Origin of the sequence: Pseudomonas sp. B21-012, assembly GCF_024749305.1 — a bacterium.
Taxonomy (GTDB): Bacteria; Pseudomonadota; Gammaproteobacteria; order Pseudomonadales; family Pseudomonadaceae; genus Aquipseudomonas.
On record NZ_CP087197.1, the window covers coordinates 2,202,644 to 2,217,869 of the forward strand.

The window sequence follows — 15,226 nt, forward strand, 5'->3', positions numbered from 1 at the left end:
GCATGAGCACATTTAGCGTCAGTATCGACAACGGCATTGCCGAGCTGGTCTTCGACCGGCCACCGGTGAATGCTTTCGACTGCCGGGGCTGGGCGGCAATCGCCAGCGCCATTGAAGCGCTGGGCAGCGATGCGCAGGTGCGGGTGATCGTCATCCGCGCCGAAGGCCGTGGTTTTTGCGCCGGGGTAGATATCAAGGAACTGGCCGCCGACGGCAACCTGATCGTCGCGGTCAACAAGGGCAACTACGACAGCTTCAAGGCCATCCACCGCAACCCGAAACCGGTGATCGTTGCCGTGCACGGCTTTGTCCTTGGTGGCGGCATCGGTATCTGCGGCGCCGCCGACATCGTCGTCGCCGCCGACTGCGCACGCTTTGGCGTGCCCGAGGTGGACCGCGGTGCCATGGGCGGCGGTGCCCACCTGCAGCGCCTGTTCCCGGTGCAGAAGGTCCGTCACATGTACTTCACCGGCGAGATGATCGATGCCGCCGAAGCCTACCGCCTGGGCGCCGTCGAGCGGGTGGTCAAGCGTGAGGCGTTGCGCGACACCGCGCTACAGATCGCCCGCAGCATTGCCGCCAAGAGCCCGGCGATGATCGCCCTGGCCAAGGAGGCGCTCAACGGCATCGAGGACGGCAATCTCGAAGACAAATACCGCTGGGAGCAGGGCTTCACCCTCGAAGCCTACCGCACCCAGGATTCCCAGGAAGCGCGTGACTCGTTCGTCGAGAAACGCGATGCCCACTTCAACGGCTGAAGGTACTGCGATGGACCTGACTTACACACCGGCGCAACAGGCCTTGCGTGCCGAGGCCCGGGCCTGGCTCGCGGCCAACGTACCGGCGAAAGCGCTGCAATCGTTCGACACCGAACTCGGCTTTGCCCAGCACCGGGCCTGGGAGGCCCGCCTCAATGAGGGCCGCTGGGGCATGGTCACCTGGCCGACCGAACTCGGCGGGCGCGGTTGCGACCTGATCGAATGGCTGATTTTCGAAGAAGAGTACTACCGCGCCGGGGCGCCGGCACGGGTCAACCAGAACGGCATCTTTCTGCTCGGCCCGACCCTGATGGAATACGGCAGCGAAGCGCAGAAAGCGCGCTTTCTGCCGCGCATGGCCACCGGCCAGGACATCTGGGCCCAGGGCTGGTCGGAGCCGGGCGCAGGTTCCGACATGGCGGCGATCCGCTCCCGCGCCGAGCGGGTTGGCGACCACTATGTGATCAACGGCCAGAAAACCTGGTCGACCCGCGCGGTCTGGGCCGACTGGCTGTTCGGCATCTTTCGCACCGACCCCGATTCCCAGCGCCACCACGGCCTGACCTTCATCCTGTTGCCGCTCGACAGCCCCGGCATCAGCGTACGGCCAATTGCACAGCTCAATGGCTTGCCGGGCTTTGCCGAGATCTTTTTCGACGACGTCAAGGTGCCGGTAGAGAACGCCCTGGGCGGCGAGGGCATGGGCTGGCACGTGGCGATGTCCACCGCAGGTTTCGAGCGCGGATTGATGCTGCGCTCGCCCGCGCGCTTCCAGGAAACCGCCCGGCGCCTGGTGCAGTTGTACCTGGACAACCGTGAAGCTGCCGACCGCGACCCGGCGATTGCCGAGGCGGTGATGCGCGCCTGGCTGGACGCCGAGGCCTACACCCTGGCGACCTACATGAGCGCCTCGAAACTGGGCAAGGGCGGCAAGATCGGCCCGGAATCCTCGACCAACAAGATCTTCTGGTCGGAGCTCGACCAGCGCATGCACGAAACTGCCCTGAGCATCCTTGGCCTGCGCGCCGAACTGCTGCCCGAGGCACCAGCCGCCGGCGATGTCGGCCAGTGGCTGGACGGCTTCCTGTTTGCCCAGGCCGGGCCGATCTATGCCGGCACCAACGAGATCCAGCGCAACATCATCGCCGAGCGCATGCTCGGCATGCCCCGCGCCTGAGGAGCAGACCATGGACTTTAGTTTCAGCAGCGATCAATTGCTGTTCCAGGACAACGTGCGCAGTTTTTTGCTCAACGAAGTGCCCCCGGAACGCCTGCGTGAACTGTGCCAAAGCGACAGCGGGCGCTGCGATGCGCTGTGGGGGCAACTGGTAGACCTGGGCCTGAGCGCCATCACCGTGCCGCAAACCTGCGGTGGCATGGGCATGAACGAGCTGGATTTCATCCTCCTGGCCCAGGAGTGCGGTTACGCCGGGCTGCCCGAACCGCTGGTCGAGACCATGCTGGTGGGCGTGCCGCTGCTCGCGGGTGTCGACGCGCCGCGCCGCCAGCATTGGCTGGCGCAGGTTGCCGAGGGCCAGGCGCGCCTGGCGGTGGCCGAGCCGGGCAACCCGCTGGTCAGCGATGCGCATGTGGCCGGGCTGCTGTTGCTGGCCCATGGCGACGAGGTGCATGCCGTGGAGCGCAGCGCAGTCAGCCTGACCCGCAATGTGTCGGTCGACCCCAGCCGCCAGTTGTTCCAGGTGCAGTGGACACCGAGTGCGTCTACTTGTGTTGCCAGCGCTGAGCAAGGGCGGCAGCTGTGGGCTGATGCCTTCAACCGCGGCGCCCTGGGCAATGCTGCGCAACTGCTGGGGCTGGCCAAGCGCATGGTCGACCTGGCGGTGGACTACAGCTTCGAGCGCAAGCAGTTCGGCAAGCCGGTGGGCTCGTTCCAGGCGGTCAAGCACCTGATGGCCAACGTCGCGGTGCACATCGAGTTCGCCAAGGGCCCGCTGTACCGCGCCGCCCATGCCGTCGCCCACAACCTGCCGGGCCAGGCCGTGCAAGTGTCGCACGCCAAGCTTGCCTGCGCCGAAGCAGCGGCGCTGGCGGCGAAGAACGCCATTCAGGTGCATGGCGCCATGGGTTACACCTGGGAGGTCGACCTGCAGTTGTTCATGAAGCGCGCCTGGGCCCTGGACAAATGCTGGGGCGACCGCGGCCTGCACAAGGCGCGGGTGCGTACGGCGCTGTTCGAAAGCGGCCTGGCGATTGGCGCCGGCAGCACCTTCTGATCCTGCTTATTGTTGAGGTAGAGCATGCCTGAAGCCTATATCGTCGACGCCCTGCGCACCCCCACCGGGCGGCGCAAGGGCGGCCTGAGCCAGATCCACGCCGCCGACCTGGGCGCCCATGTGCTGCGCGCGCTGGTCGAGCGCAACGGCATTCCCGAAGACGACTACGACGACGTGATCTTCGGCTGCGTCGACACCATCGGCCCGCTGGCCGGCGACATCGCCCGTACCAGCTGGCTGGCGGCGGGCCTTTCGCAAGTGGTGCCCGGCACCACCATCGACCGCCAGTGCGGCTCGTCCCAGCAGGCCGTGCACTTTGCCGCGCAGGCGGTGATGAGCGGCACCCAGGATGTGGTGATCGCCGGTGGCGTGCAGACCATGACCCAGATCCCGATTTCCTCGGCCATGACCGCCGCCGAACCCCTTGGCTTTAGTGACCCGTTCAGCGGCTCGACAGGCTGGGTACGGCGTTACGGCGCGCAGCCGCCGACCCAGTTTCGCGCGGCGCAGATGATTGCCGAACACTGGCGGCTGAGCCGCGCCGAGCTGGAAGCCTATGCGCTGGAGTCCCATCGGCGGGCCCTGCATGCCATCGAGCAGGGGTACTTCGAGCGCGAGATCGTGCCGCTGGCAGGGGTCGAGCACGACGAAACCCCGCGCCACACCAGCCTGGCGAAAATGGCCGAGCTGGAATACCTGTTTGGCTGCGAGCGGGTCACGGCGGCGGTGTCGAGCCAGACCTGCGACGCCGCCAGTGCTCTGCTGATCGTTTCCGAGGCGGCCTTGAAACGCTACGGTTTGACGCCGCGGGCGCGCATCCATCACCTCAGCGTGCGTGGCGACGACCCGGTATGGATGCTCACCGCACCGATCCCGGCCACTGCCCATGCGCTCAAGCGTGCCGGCATGACCCTGGCTGACATCGACCGGGTGGAAATCAACGAAGCCTTTGCTTCGGTGGCCATGGCCTGGCTCAAGGAGACCGGCTACCCCCATGCGCAGACCAATGTCAACGGCGGCGCCATCGCCCTCGGCCACCCGCTGGGCGCCACCGGCACGCGGCTGATGTGCAGCCTGCTCCATGAGCTGGAGCGCAGTGGCGGGCGCTATGGCCTGCAGACCATGTGCGAAGGCGGCGGCCAGGCCAACGTGACCATTATCGAGCGCCTTTAAGCGCCCGCAACCACACAGGGGAGAGCGACAATGCACAGCTGCGAGAACCGCGTAGTGATCATCACCGGCGCCGGTGGCGGGCTCGGCCGCGCCTATGCCCAGGCCTTTGCCAGCGAAGGCGCGAAAGTGCTGGTCAACGACATCAACCGCGATGCGGCCCAGGCCGTGGTCGAACAGATCCAGGCGGCAGGCGGCGTGGCCGTGGCCAACAGCGACGACATCACCTGCTATGACGACGCCGGGCTGATCGTGCGCCAGGCCATCGAGACTTTTGGCGGCCTGGATGTGCTGGTCAACAACGCCGGCATCTGCCGCGACCGCATGTTCGCCAGCCTCACCGAGGCCGACTGGGATGCGGTGATGGCCGTGCACCTCAAGGGTCACTTCTGCCTGGCCAGCCATGCCGTGCGCTATTGGCGCGAGCAGGCCAAGGGCGGCGCCAGGCTCACTGCGCGGATCATCAACACCAGCTCCGGCGCCGGTTTGCAGGGCTCGATTGGTCAGGCCAACTATGCCGCGGCCAAGGGCGGGATTGCTTCGCTGACCCTGGTGCAGGCGGCGGAGCTTGCGCGCTACGGCATCACCGCCAACGCCCTGGCCCCGGCGGCGCGTACCGGCATGACCGAAGCGGTGTTTGCCGAGGTGATGAAGCGCCCGGAGCAGGGCTTTGACTACTTTGCTCCGGAGAACGTCGCGCCGCTGGTGGTGTGGTTGGGGTCGGCGGCGTCCCAGGCGGTGACCGGGCAGATGTTCGAAGTCGAGGGCGGCAAGTTGTCGATTGCCGACGGCTGGCGGCGCGGGCCCCAGGTGGACAACCAGGGCCGCTGGGCGCTGGCTGAGGTGGGTGCGGCAGTGCAGCAACTGCTGGCCGAGGCGCTGCCGGCGCAGAAAGTCTATGGCAGTTGATTGAGGTTGTGCGCCGCTTAGGCGGGCCGCGCCATCCGTGAGGGTGGCGCGGCTTTTTTGCGTTACCCGTCTTGAAGGCACTGCCAATCCAGTGGGAGCGGCGGTACGGCGACCCGACTTGACCCGCGATCGGCCGCACCCCAGGCGCATCGGCCATCCGGACTAGGCGAGGCAAACGATTCTGTCGCCCGCACATCTGGCCACACTCGCCGGTACTTCCGCCAGACGAGTAAAAGGCGCCGCGATGGAATTTGCATTCAGCGACGAGCAGGAAATGATCCGTACTTCGGCCGAGGGCTTTCTCGCCGATGTCTCCCATTGCGCCGCCGTGCGCGCGGCCATGGCCAGCGACAAAGGCTATGACCCGGCACTCTGGCAACGCCTGTGCACCGAGATGTACTGGCCGGCGATCCACATCCCCGAAGCCTACGGCGGCCTGGGCCTGGGCTTTGTCGAGCTGAACATCCTGCTTGAACAGATGGGCCGGCGGCTGTTCTGTTCGCCGTTTTTCGCCACCGCCTGCCTGGCCACACCCGCTTTGCTGCTGGCCGGCAACCGGGCGCAGAAAAGCACCTGGCTTGCGCCTATCGCCGAGGGCCGTCTTACCGCCACCCTGGCCTTCACCCGCGGCAGCGGCTGGGCCGCGGAGGATATCCAGGCCAGCGCCAGCGCCGAAGGCCAGGGCTTTGTCGTCGATGGCCTGTTCGGCCAGGTGATCGATGGCGACAGCGCCGGGCTGTTGATCGTCGCCGCGCGCACGCCCGGCAGCAGCGGTGAATCTGGCATCAGCCTGTTCGCCGTCGAGGCCGACCGTGACGGTATCGAGCGCCAGTGGCTGCCGACCATGGACCAGACCCGACGCCTGGCGCGCCTTGAGTTCAACCGCGTGTACCTGGGCCCCGAGGCGCTGCTGGGCGAGGTCGGCAACGCCTGGCCGACCTTGCACAAGGTGCTGCAACTGGCCTGCATCGGGCTTGCCGCCGAGCAGGTCGGCGGCGCCCAGCAGGTGCTCGACCTGAGCGTTGCCTACATGCAGGAGCGCCAGCAGTTCGGCCGCCCGATCGCCAGCTTCCAGGCGCTCAAGCACCGCGCCGCCGACATGATGCTGCAGGTCGAATGCGCGCGCTCGGCCAGCTACTACGCCGCCTGTGTCGCCCAGGAAGTGCTCGACCCTGACGGCGACCCGCAGGTGGCCGCCGAGCTGCCGCTGGCCGCCGCCCTGGCCAAGGCGCAGTGCTCGCACAGCTATTTTCACTGTGCGGCGGAGTCGATCCAGCTGCATGGCGGCGTCGGCTTTACCTGGGAATACGACCCGCACCTGTATTTCAAACGTGCCCGCGCCAGCGAGAGCTACCTCGGTGCGCCGGCCTGGCATCTGCAGCAGATCGCCACGCTGATCATCGGAGAACAGCCATGAAGCTCAGTTTCAGTGAACAGGACGAGCAGTTTCGCCAGGAGGTCGCCGGCTGGCTGGCCGCCAACCTCTGCGGCGAGTTCGAGCCCCTGCGTTTTCGCGGCGGCCCGGGTGATGAGCACATGTTCCCGCAGCAGCGCAAAGCCTGGGAGCGCAAGCTGGCCGAGGGCCGCTGGACTTGCGTCGGCTGGGCGCCGGAGCATGGTGGCCGGGGCCTGTCGATCAGCCAGCAGGTGATCTTCCACGAAGAATACGCCCGTGCTGGCGGCCCCGGGCGCATGGGCCATATCGGCGAAGGCCTGGCCGGGCCGACCATCGCCGCCTTCGGCAACGACGAGCAAAAGCGCCGCCTGCTGCCCGCTATCGTCAGCGGCACGCAGTTCTGGTGCCAGGGCTACTCGGAACCGGGTGCAGGCTCTGACCTTGCCAACGTCAAGACCCGCGCCAGCCTTGAGGGCGGCAGCTGGGTGATCAACGGCCAGAAGGTCTGGACTTCGCTGGCCCACGAGTCGGACTGGTGCTTCGTGATCGCCCGTACCGAGCCTGGCAGCGTCGGCCATCGCGGCCTGTCGTTCCTGCTGGTGCCGATGGCCCAGGCCGGCATCAGCGTGCGGCCGATCGAGCAGATGACCGGCACTTCGGAATTCAACGAAGTGTTCTTCGACAACGCGCGCACCGACGCCGCCAACCTCATCGGGTCGCCGGGCGACGGCTGGAAAATCGCCATGGCCTTGCTCGGTTTTGAGCGCGGGGTTTCGACCCTCGGCCAGCAGATGCAGTTTGCCAATGAACTGAACGAGATCATCGCCATCGCCAAGGCCAACGGCGCAGCCCGCGACCCGCTGCTGCGCCAGCGCCTGGCCGAAGCCTGGTGCGGCTTGCGGATCATGCGCTTCAACTCGCTGCGCATGCTTTCCGGCGCCCAGGACGGCGCGCTGCGCAAGGAGGCGACCATCTACAAGCTGTTCTGGTCCAGCTGGCACGCCAACCTCGGCAAGCTGGCCATGGACGTGCTCGGCCCCGACGCCGAACTGCTCGAGGCCGCGCCCTATCAGCTGACCCGATTGCAATCGCTGTACCTGTTCAGCCGCGCCGACACCCTGTACGGCGGCAGCAACGAGATCCAGCGCAACATCATCGCCGAGCGCGCCCTGGGCATGCCCAAAGAACCGCGCCTGCGTCCCTGACCCAAGGAGTTAGTCGATGTCCACCCCCAACTATGTAGCGGGCCACGGCCTGTTGCGCGGCAAGTCCGTGCTGATCACTGCGGCGGCAGGTTCCGGGATCGGTTTTTCCGCTGCCTTGCGCGCCGCCGAAGAGGGCTGCCGGGCCCTGATGATCAGTGATATCCACCAAGGCCGGCTGTTTGAAGCCGTGGCAAAGATTCGCCAGGCCACCGGGCTTGCCGAAGTCTTCGGCGTGCTCTGCAACGTCACCGACGAAGCCCAGGTGCAGCACCTGGTGGGCTGCGCCGAGCGCGACCTGCACGGCGTCGATGTGCTGATCAACAACGCCGGCCTCGGTGGTTCGCGGGCGCTGGTGGAAATGCCCGACGAAGAATGGCAGCGGGTCCTCGACGTTACCCTCACCGGCACCATGCGTATGACTCGCGCCATGCTGCCCAAGATGATGGCCCGGCGCGCCGGGGTGATCGTCAACAACGCCTCGGTGCTTGGCTGGCGGGCCCAGAAGGAGCAGTCGCACTACGCCGCAGCCAAGGCCGGGGTCATGGCCCTGACCCGTTGCGCGGCGGTCGAGGCGGCCAGTCACGGCATTCGCATCAATGCGGTCAGCCCGAGCATTGCCCTGCATGATTTTCTCGCCCGCTCGGCGCCCCAGGCAGTGCTCGAGCAACTGGCGGCCAACGAAGCCTTCGGCCGCGCCGCCGAAGTCTGGGAGGTGGCCAACGTGATGATGTTCCTGGCCAGCGACTACAGCTCGTACATGACCGGCGAAGTGCTGTCGGTTTCCAGCCAGAGGGCCTGAGCATGACGCGTCTATTCGACACCCCGCACGCGCTGCAAGACGCCGTCGGTGAAGTACTGGGGGTCAGCGACTGGCTGCTCATTGACCAGGCGCGCATCGACCTGTTCGCCGAGGCCAGTGGCGATCACCAGTGGATTCATGTCGACCCGCAGCGCGCCGCCAGCGGCCCGTTTGGGGCCTGCATCGCCCACGGTTACCTGAGCCTGGCGCTGGTCAACCTGTTCCTGCCGCAGATCGTCGAGGTGCGCGGCATCGCCATGGGCGTCAACTACGGCTGCGAGCGCGTGCGGTTTCCCAGCGTGGTGCCGGTGGGTTCGCGGGTGCGCGGCAACGCCCAGCTGATCAGCGCCGAGCAGGTCAAAGGCGGCGTGCAGGCGCTGATCCGCGTCAGCGTCGAGATCGAGGGCCAGCAGCGCCCGGGTTGTGTGGTCGACACCATCAGCCGTTATTACCCCGCCTGAGTCCAGGCATCGGAGCATGTGAACATGAATGAAGCCGTTATTGTTTCAACCGCGCGCACGCCGATCGGCAAGGCCTTTCGCGGTGCCTTCAACGACACCGAAGCGCCGGCCCTCGGCGGCCATGTGGTGCGCGAGGCCGTGCGGCGCGCGGGGATCGAGGCCGGGCAGGTCGACGATGTGATCATCGGCGCCGCCGCCCAGCAGGGCACCCAGGCCTACAACCTCGGGCGCTTGTGTGCGATTGCCGGCGGCCTGCCGCCGTCGGTAGCCGGGATGGCCGTGGAGCGCCAATGCGCCTCGGGCCTGATGAGCATTGCCCTGGCGGCCAAGGGCATTATCTGCAACGAAATCGACATCGCCGTCGCCGGCGGCCTGGAGTCGATCTCGCTGGTGCAGAACAAGCACAAGAACCTCTACCGCAACCAGTCCGGCGCCGTGCTTGAGCGCGACCCGCAGGCCTATATCCCGATGATCGAAACCGGCGAGATCGTCGCCCAGCGCTATGGCGTGACGCGCCACGAGCAGGATGCCTATGCCCTGCAAAGCCAGTTGCGCACTGCCCAGGCGCAAGCCGCGGGCCTGTTCGAACTGGAGCTGACGCCGCTGAGCACGCGCAAGGCGATCATCGACAAGGCCAGCGGCGAGACCCGTTACGAGACCGTGACCTTGCTGCACGACGAATGCAATCGCGCCGACACCAGCCTGGCCAGCCTCGCTGCACTGGAGCCGGTGTGGCAGGGCGGGCAGTGGACCGAGGCCGGGCGCTTCATTACCGCCGGTAACGCCTCGCAGTTGTCTGACGGCGCTTCGGCCTCGGTATTGATGAACGCCAAGCTGGCCGAGCAGCGCGGCCTGGCGCCGCTGGGCATCTATCGCGGCCTGGCGGTGGCCGGTTGCAATGCCGACGAGATGGGCATCGGCCCGGTCTACGCGATTGCCAAACTGCTCAAGCGCCACGGCCTGAAAGTCGAGGACATCGGCCTGTGGGAACTCAACGAAGCCTTCGCCAGCCAGGTCCTGTACTGCCGCGATACCTTAGGCATCGACAACCAGCGTCTGAACGTCAATGGCGGGGCGATTGCCATCGGTCACCCGTTCGGCATGTCGGGGGCGCGCATGGTTGGTCACGCCTTGATCGAGGGCAAGCGCCGCGGCGTGCGTTACGTGGTGGTGAGCATGTGTATTGGCGGCGGCATGGGTGCCGCTGCATTGTTCGAGGTGGCTTGAGCATGAACCGTTTTGATGAACACGGCAGGATCCAGACCATGCAAGCCTACTGGAGCGAGGTCAACCTCAGCGTGCGCGAGCCGCAATAGCGCGCAAGCAAGGCTCACACCCGCCAGGGTGTGGCCTTGCGCAGGGGCAGCGCTTACGGCGATTTTGCCGCGTCGAGGAACGCCGGGCGCTCGCCACCGCCATGCACGGCAATGTCGGCGCCACTGACATAACGGGCCAGCGATGAGGCCAGGTACAGGCAACTGTCGCCAATGTCTTCGGGGCTGGCCAGGCGTTGCAGGGGGATGGTCGCGGCCACCTCGGCGAGGTCGCTTTCATCGCCATAGTGCAGGGCCGCCTGCTCGGTGAGGATCAGCCCGGCGGTGACAGCGTTGACCCGCACCTTGGGTGCCCACTCCACCGCCAGCGAGCGGCTCAGGTTGAGCAAGCCGGCCTTGGCCGCGCCGTAGGCGGCGGTGCCGGGGGAAGGGCGGGTGGCGCTGACGCTGCAGATGTTGATGATGCTGCCGCCCTCGGCCTGGGCCTGCATGATGCGGTTGGCCAGCTGGCTGAGGTTCAGCGGCGCCAGCAGGTTGAGGCGGATGATCGATTCGCTGAAGCGCGGCGAGGCGCTGGCGGCTTCGGCATAGGGCGCGCCGCCGGCGTTGTTGACCAGTACATCGAGGCGCCCGAAACGCTCGACTATAGCCGTCATCATCTGCTGGGCCTGCTCGATGTCACGCACATCGCAGGCCAGGAACAGCGCCTCGCGCCCGCCGCTGGCCGGCAGTGTCGCAGGCGCCTGGCGCCCGCAGATCACCACCTCGGCGCCGCATTCAAGAAAGCGCCGGCTGATGCCGCGGCCCACACCCTTGCCACCACCGGTCACCAGTACCACCTTGCCGCGAAAATCCATAGGGTCGTGCATGCCTGCCTCGTGTTCGCCACAGTAATGAGCTCGATGCTAGGCAGCGCACGGGCAGGGGCCAACGTCCGAAGGGACTAGTAGTCCTGACGGACGATGTTGGCGCCCTGGCCGCTCTGAATAATCCCGGTACAACAACAAGCCGGGAGGACACCTCATGGGCGCATCCGCGCAAGGGCACGTGGTAACGCTGGCCGATGGTCTGCAGCTGCATTACCAGGACGTTGGCACGGGCGAGGCGGTGGTGTTCATCCACGGCAGCGGCCCGGGTGCCAGCGGGCACAGCAACTTCAAACAGAACTACCCGGCATTCGCCGCGGCCGGCTACCGGGTGATCGTCCCCGACTTGCCCGGCTACGGCGCTTCGAGCAAGCCGCAAATGGTCTACAGCCTGGACTTTTTCGTCAGCGCCCTCAGCGGCCTGCTCGATGCCCTGGATATCCAGCGCTGCGTGCTGGTCGGCAATTCCCTGGGTGGCGCCATTGCCATCAAGCTGGCGCTGGACCAGCCTGGGCGGGTCAGCCGCCTGGTGCTCATGGCCCCTGGCGGGCTGATGGACAAGGAGCAGTACTACCTGCAAATGGAAGGCATCCAGAAGATGGGCGCCGCCTTTGCCAACGGCGAGCTCAACGATGCCGCCGGCATGCGCCACCTGCTCAGCCTGCAGTTGTTCGACCCGGCGCTGATCAGCGACGAAACCGTGGCCGAGCGCGTGGCGGTGGTGGGCCAGCAACCGGCCTGCGTGCTGACCAGCATGCAGGTGCCGAACCTGACCTCACGCTTGCCTGAACTGCAGTGCCCGATCCTTGGCTTTTGGGGGATCAACGACAAGTTCTGCCCAGCCTCCGGGGCGCAGACTCTGCTTGCAGCCTGCAGGCGGATCCGCTTTGTGCTGCTCAGCGAATGCGGACACTGGGTGATGGTAGAGCACCGCGAGCTGTTCAACCGTGAATGCCTGGTGTTTCTTGGGGAGGCACGGGCATGAGCGAGCAATTGCGTCGCCAGTATGGCGAAGAGCTGTACCAGGCCCTGTGCAGCGCCAGCACCCTGGCGCCCTTGAGCGAGCGCTGGGAGACCATCAGCATCGAGGATGCCTACCATATCTCGCTCTACAGCATCGAGCGGCGGGTGGCGGCGGGTGACCGCATCGTCGGCAAGAAGATCGGCGTCACCTCGGCGGCGGTGCAGCGCATGCTTAATGTGCACCAGCCGGATTTCGGTTTTATCACCGAGCAGATGGCCTTTGCCGATGGCGCGCAGATTTCCCTCGGTGCCAACCGCCTGATCCAGCCGCGCGCCGAAGGCGAGATCGCCTTCAAGCTCAAGCATGACCTGGTCGGCCCCGGCGTCACCGAGGCCGATGTGCTGGCCGCCACCGAGTACGTGATGCCGTGTTTCGAGATTGTCGATTCGCGCATCCAGGACTGGCGCATCCGCATCCAGGACACCGTCGCCGACAACGCTTCCTGCGGGGTGTTCGTGCTCGGCGACAGCCAGGTCGATCCGCGCCGGCTCGACCTGCCGAACCTGCGCATGCAGGTGTTCAAGAACGGCGAGCTGATCAGCCAAGGCCTCGGCTCGGCGGTGCAAGGCAACCCGCTGACCGCGGTGGCCTGGCTGGCCAATACCCTGGGCGCCTTCGGCATCCCGTTCAAGGCCGGGGAAATCATCCTTTCCGGCTCGCTGGTGCCGCTGGAGCCTGCACGGGCCGGCGACCAGTTTGCCCTGACCATCGACGGCCTGGGCAGCGCCCGGGTGTCGTTCTGTGCGTGACGTGCGAGGTTCAAGCGAATGAGCAAAAAACTGAAAGCGGCGATTATCGGGCCGGGCAACATCGGCACCGACTTGCTGATGAAAATGTGCCGCTCCGAGTGGATCGAACCGGTGTGGATGGTCGGCGTCGATCCGCAGTCCGAAGGCCTCAAGCGCGCTCGCGAGCTGGGGGTGAAGACCACCGCCGAAGGCCTGGACGGATTATTGCCGCATGTGCTCGACGACGATATCCGCATCGCCTTCGATGCCACCTCGGCCTATGTGCATGCGCACAACAGCCGCAGGCTCAACGAGTTGGGGGTGATCATGGTCGACCTCACGCCGGCGGCCATCGGCCCGTTCTGCGTGCCGCCGGTCAACCTCAAGCAGCACGCGGCGAGCCTGGCGATGAACGTCAACATGGTCACCTGCGGCGGCCAGGCGACCATCCCCATGGTCGCGGCGGTGTCGCGCATCCAGTCGGTGGCCTATGGCGAGATCGTCGCCACGGTGTCGTCCGGCTCGGTGGGCCCGGGTACCCGGCAGAACATCGACGAATTCACCCGCACCACTGCCGGTGCCGTCGAGCAGATCGGCGGTGCCCGGCGCGGCAAGGCGATCATCGTCATCAACCCTGCCGAACCGCCGCTGATGATGCGCGACACCATCCACTGCCTGACCGACGAAGAGCCCGACCGCGAGGCCATTCGCGCCTCGGTGTTGAGCATGGTCAAGGAGGTGCAGCGCTACGTGCCCGGCTACACCCTGATCAATGGGCCGATTTTCGATGGCCGCAAGGTGTCGATCTTCATCGAGGTCGAAGGCCTCGGCGACTTCCTGCCCAAGTCTGCCGGCAACCTCGACATCATGACCGCTGCCGGTTTGCGCACCGCCGAGATGTTTGCCGAAGAAGCCCACAAGGGCACCCTGCAACTGCCCGTCCGTTGAGTGGAGAACTGCCATGAATCTGCAAGGTAAAAGCGTCTGTCTGCACGACATGAGCCTGCGCGACGGGATGCACGCCAAGCGTCACCAGATCAGCCTGGAACAGATGATCGCGGTGGCCAGCGGCCTGGATGCCGCCGGCGTGCCGCTGATTGAAATCACCCATGGCGATGGCCTGGGTGGCGCGTCGCTGAACTACGGCTTTGCCGCCCACAGCGATGAGGAATACTTCGCTGCGGTAATTCCCACCCTCAAGCAGGCCAAGGTATCGGCCTTGCTGCTGCCGGGGATCGGCACCCTCGATCACCTGAAAATGGCCCATGAGCATGGCGTCTCGACCATCCGCGTGGCGACCCACTGCACCGAGGCGGACGTCTCCGGCCAGCACATCGGCATGGCGGCGAAGATGGGCCTGGATACCGTCGGCTTTCTGATGATGGCGCACAGGGTCAGCGCGCAAAAGCTGCTGGAACAGGCGCGGCTGATGGAAAGCTACGGCGCCAACTGCATCTACTGCACCGATTCGGCGGGCTACATGCTGCCGACTGAAGTCAGCGAGAAGATTGGCGTATTGCGGGCAGGTTTAAGCGCCGGCACCGAAGTCGGTTTTCATGGCCATCACAACCTGGGCATGGCGATTGCCAACTCGCTGGCGGCCATCGAGGCTGGCGCCGTGCGCATCGATGGCTCGGTGGCCGGGTTGGGGGCGGGGGCGGGCAACACGCCGCTGGAAGTGTTCGTCGCCGTGCTGGAGCGCATGGGCGTGAGCAGCGGCGTGGACCTGTACCGGATCATGGACGTCGCCGAGGACCTGGTGGTGCCGATGATGGACCAACCGATCCGCCTCGACCGCGATGCCCTGACCCTGGGCTATGCCGGGGTGTACAGCTCGTTCCTGCTGTTTGCCAAGCGTGCCGAGCTCAAGTACGGCATTGCTGCCCGCGACCTGCTGGTGGAGCTGGGGCGGCGCGGTACGGTGGGCGGTCAGGAAGACATGATCGAAGACCTGGCCCTGACAATGTCGCGGGCGCGAGGGGTGATGCCGACCTGAGGTGCAGTCCTCATCGCGGGTCAAGCTGAACTGGCCTAATGATCCCGGACACCTCTTAAGGGCGATATGATTCGCCCAACCAGGAGGTTCTATGCAGGAACGAAAGACTTATACCCGCGAGTTCAAGCAACGTGCTGCAAGCATGGTCCTTGACGACAACTGCTCGGTTCCCGACGTCTGCGCATCAATGGACGTCGGCCCCACAGCTCTGCGCCGCTGGGTAGACCAGGTTCGTAAAGAGCGTCAGAAAGGGCAACCAGTGCCAGGTACCAAGTCAATCAGCGATGAGCAGCGGGAGCTCCAGCAGTTACGCGCCAAGATCAAACGTTTAGAGACCGAGGCCGAAATCCTAAAAAAAGCTACCGCTCTCTTGATGTCGGATCCCGATCGTTTTTCCTGATCGAGG

Annotated in this window: 16 protein-coding genes; 15 read left to right on the plus strand and 1 reads right to left on the minus strand. The window is 66.0% G+C overall.

The window, feature by feature from the left end; all coding sequences use genetic code 11:
- The first annotated feature begins 2 nt into the window (after nucleotides 1–2).
- The 10 genes from LOY37_RS10085 to LOY37_RS10130 all read left to right on the plus strand — a co-directional run bounded on the left by LOY37_RS10085 (nucleotide 3) and on the right by LOY37_RS10130 (nucleotide 10,159).
- Entirely contained in the window at nucleotides 3–758 is a 756-nt protein-coding gene (locus LOY37_RS10085; protein ID WP_258716768.1) for an enoyl-CoA hydratase family protein, read from the plus strand.
- Between the two features lie 10 nt (nucleotides 759–768).
- Nucleotides 769–1,935 carry an acyl-CoA dehydrogenase family protein gene (locus LOY37_RS10090; protein WP_258716769.1) on the plus strand — a complete coding sequence of 389 codons (1,167 nt, stop codon included), beginning with the start codon at nucleotides 769–771 and terminating at the stop codon, nucleotides 1,933–1,935.
- A gap of 10 nt (nucleotides 1,936–1,945) precedes the next feature.
- Entirely contained in the window at nucleotides 1,946–2,992 is a 1,047-nt protein-coding gene (locus LOY37_RS10095; RefSeq protein WP_258716770.1) for an acyl-CoA dehydrogenase family protein, read from the plus strand.
- A gap of 24 nt (nucleotides 2,993–3,016) precedes the next feature.
- Nucleotides 3,017–4,165, plus strand: a complete 1,149-nt coding sequence (locus LOY37_RS10100; protein WP_258597277.1) for an acetyl-CoA C-acetyltransferase — start codon at nucleotides 3,017–3,019, stop codon at nucleotides 4,163–4,165.
- Nucleotides 4,166–4,195: 30 nt separating this feature from the next.
- Complete coding sequence (locus LOY37_RS10105) at nucleotides 4,196–5,071, plus strand: SDR family oxidoreductase (RefSeq protein ID WP_258716771.1); 876 nt, start codon at nucleotides 4,196–4,198, stop codon at nucleotides 5,069–5,071.
- Between the two features lie 244 nt (nucleotides 5,072–5,315).
- Nucleotides 5,316–6,488, plus strand: coding sequence for an acyl-CoA dehydrogenase family protein (locus tag LOY37_RS10110; RefSeq protein WP_258716772.1), 1,173 nt, complete (start codon nucleotides 5,316–5,318; stop codon nucleotides 6,486–6,488).
- Entirely contained in the window at nucleotides 6,485–7,672 is a 1,188-nt protein-coding gene (locus LOY37_RS10115) for an acyl-CoA dehydrogenase family protein (RefSeq protein WP_093384760.1), read from the plus strand. The genes LOY37_RS10110 and LOY37_RS10115 overlap by 4 nt, the downstream gene beginning before the upstream one ends.
- A gap of 16 nt (nucleotides 7,673–7,688) precedes the next feature.
- Nucleotides 7,689–8,471 (plus strand): SDR family oxidoreductase, encoded by a 783-nt coding sequence (locus LOY37_RS10120; protein WP_258716773.1) that lies wholly within the window; start codon nucleotides 7,689–7,691, stop codon nucleotides 8,469–8,471.
- 2 nt (nucleotides 8,472–8,473) lie between these two features.
- The gene (locus LOY37_RS10125; protein WP_258610277.1) at nucleotides 8,474–8,932 is read left to right on the plus strand and encodes a MaoC family dehydratase; all 459 of its coding nucleotides are present in this window, start codon (nucleotides 8,474–8,476) and stop codon (nucleotides 8,930–8,932) included.
- A gap of 24 nt (nucleotides 8,933–8,956) precedes the next feature.
- Nucleotides 8,957–10,159: an acetyl-CoA C-acyltransferase gene (locus LOY37_RS10130; protein WP_258716774.1), complete on the plus strand. Its 1,203-nt coding sequence runs from the start codon at nucleotides 8,957–8,959 to the stop codon at nucleotides 10,157–10,159.
- A 142-nt stretch (nucleotides 10,160–10,301) separates the two neighbouring features.
- On the opposite strand, the gene LOY37_RS10135 is transcribed toward LOY37_RS10130, so the two are convergent.
- Nucleotides 10,302–11,075, minus strand: a complete 774-nt coding sequence (locus LOY37_RS10135; protein WP_045201592.1) for an SDR family oxidoreductase — start codon at nucleotides 11,073–11,075, stop codon at nucleotides 10,302–10,304.
- A 154-nt stretch (nucleotides 11,076–11,229) separates the two neighbouring features.
- Here LOY37_RS10135 and LOY37_RS10140 point away from each other — a divergent pair, with 154 nt between their 5' ends.
- The 5 genes from LOY37_RS10140 (at nucleotide 11,230) to LOY37_RS10160 (ending at nucleotide 15,220) form a co-directional block, all read left to right on the plus strand.
- On the plus strand, nucleotides 11,230–12,057 hold the full coding sequence (locus tag LOY37_RS10140; protein ID WP_258716775.1) for an alpha/beta fold hydrolase: 828 nt from the start codon (nucleotides 11,230–11,232) through the stop codon (nucleotides 12,055–12,057).
- On the plus strand, nucleotides 12,054–12,845 hold the full coding sequence (locus LOY37_RS10145) for a fumarylacetoacetate hydrolase family protein (protein WP_045201588.1): 792 nt from the start codon (nucleotides 12,054–12,056) through the stop codon (nucleotides 12,843–12,845). The genes LOY37_RS10140 and LOY37_RS10145 overlap by 4 nt, the downstream gene beginning before the upstream one ends.
- A gap of 18 nt (nucleotides 12,846–12,863) precedes the next feature.
- The gene (locus tag LOY37_RS10150) at nucleotides 12,864–13,772 is read left to right on the plus strand and encodes an acetaldehyde dehydrogenase (acetylating) (RefSeq protein WP_258716776.1); all 909 of its coding nucleotides are present in this window, start codon (nucleotides 12,864–12,866) and stop codon (nucleotides 13,770–13,772) included.
- A 13-nt stretch (nucleotides 13,773–13,785) separates the two neighbouring features.
- The gene (gene dmpG, locus LOY37_RS10155; protein WP_258716777.1) at nucleotides 13,786–14,820 is read left to right on the plus strand and encodes a 4-hydroxy-2-oxovalerate aldolase; all 1,035 of its coding nucleotides are present in this window, start codon (nucleotides 13,786–13,788) and stop codon (nucleotides 14,818–14,820) included.
- 91 nt (nucleotides 14,821–14,911) lie between these two features.
- The gene (locus tag LOY37_RS10160; RefSeq protein ID WP_258715601.1) at nucleotides 14,912–15,220 is read left to right on the plus strand and encodes a transposase; all 309 of its coding nucleotides are present in this window, start codon (nucleotides 14,912–14,914) and stop codon (nucleotides 15,218–15,220) included.
- Nucleotides 15,221–15,226 lie beyond the last annotated feature (6 nt).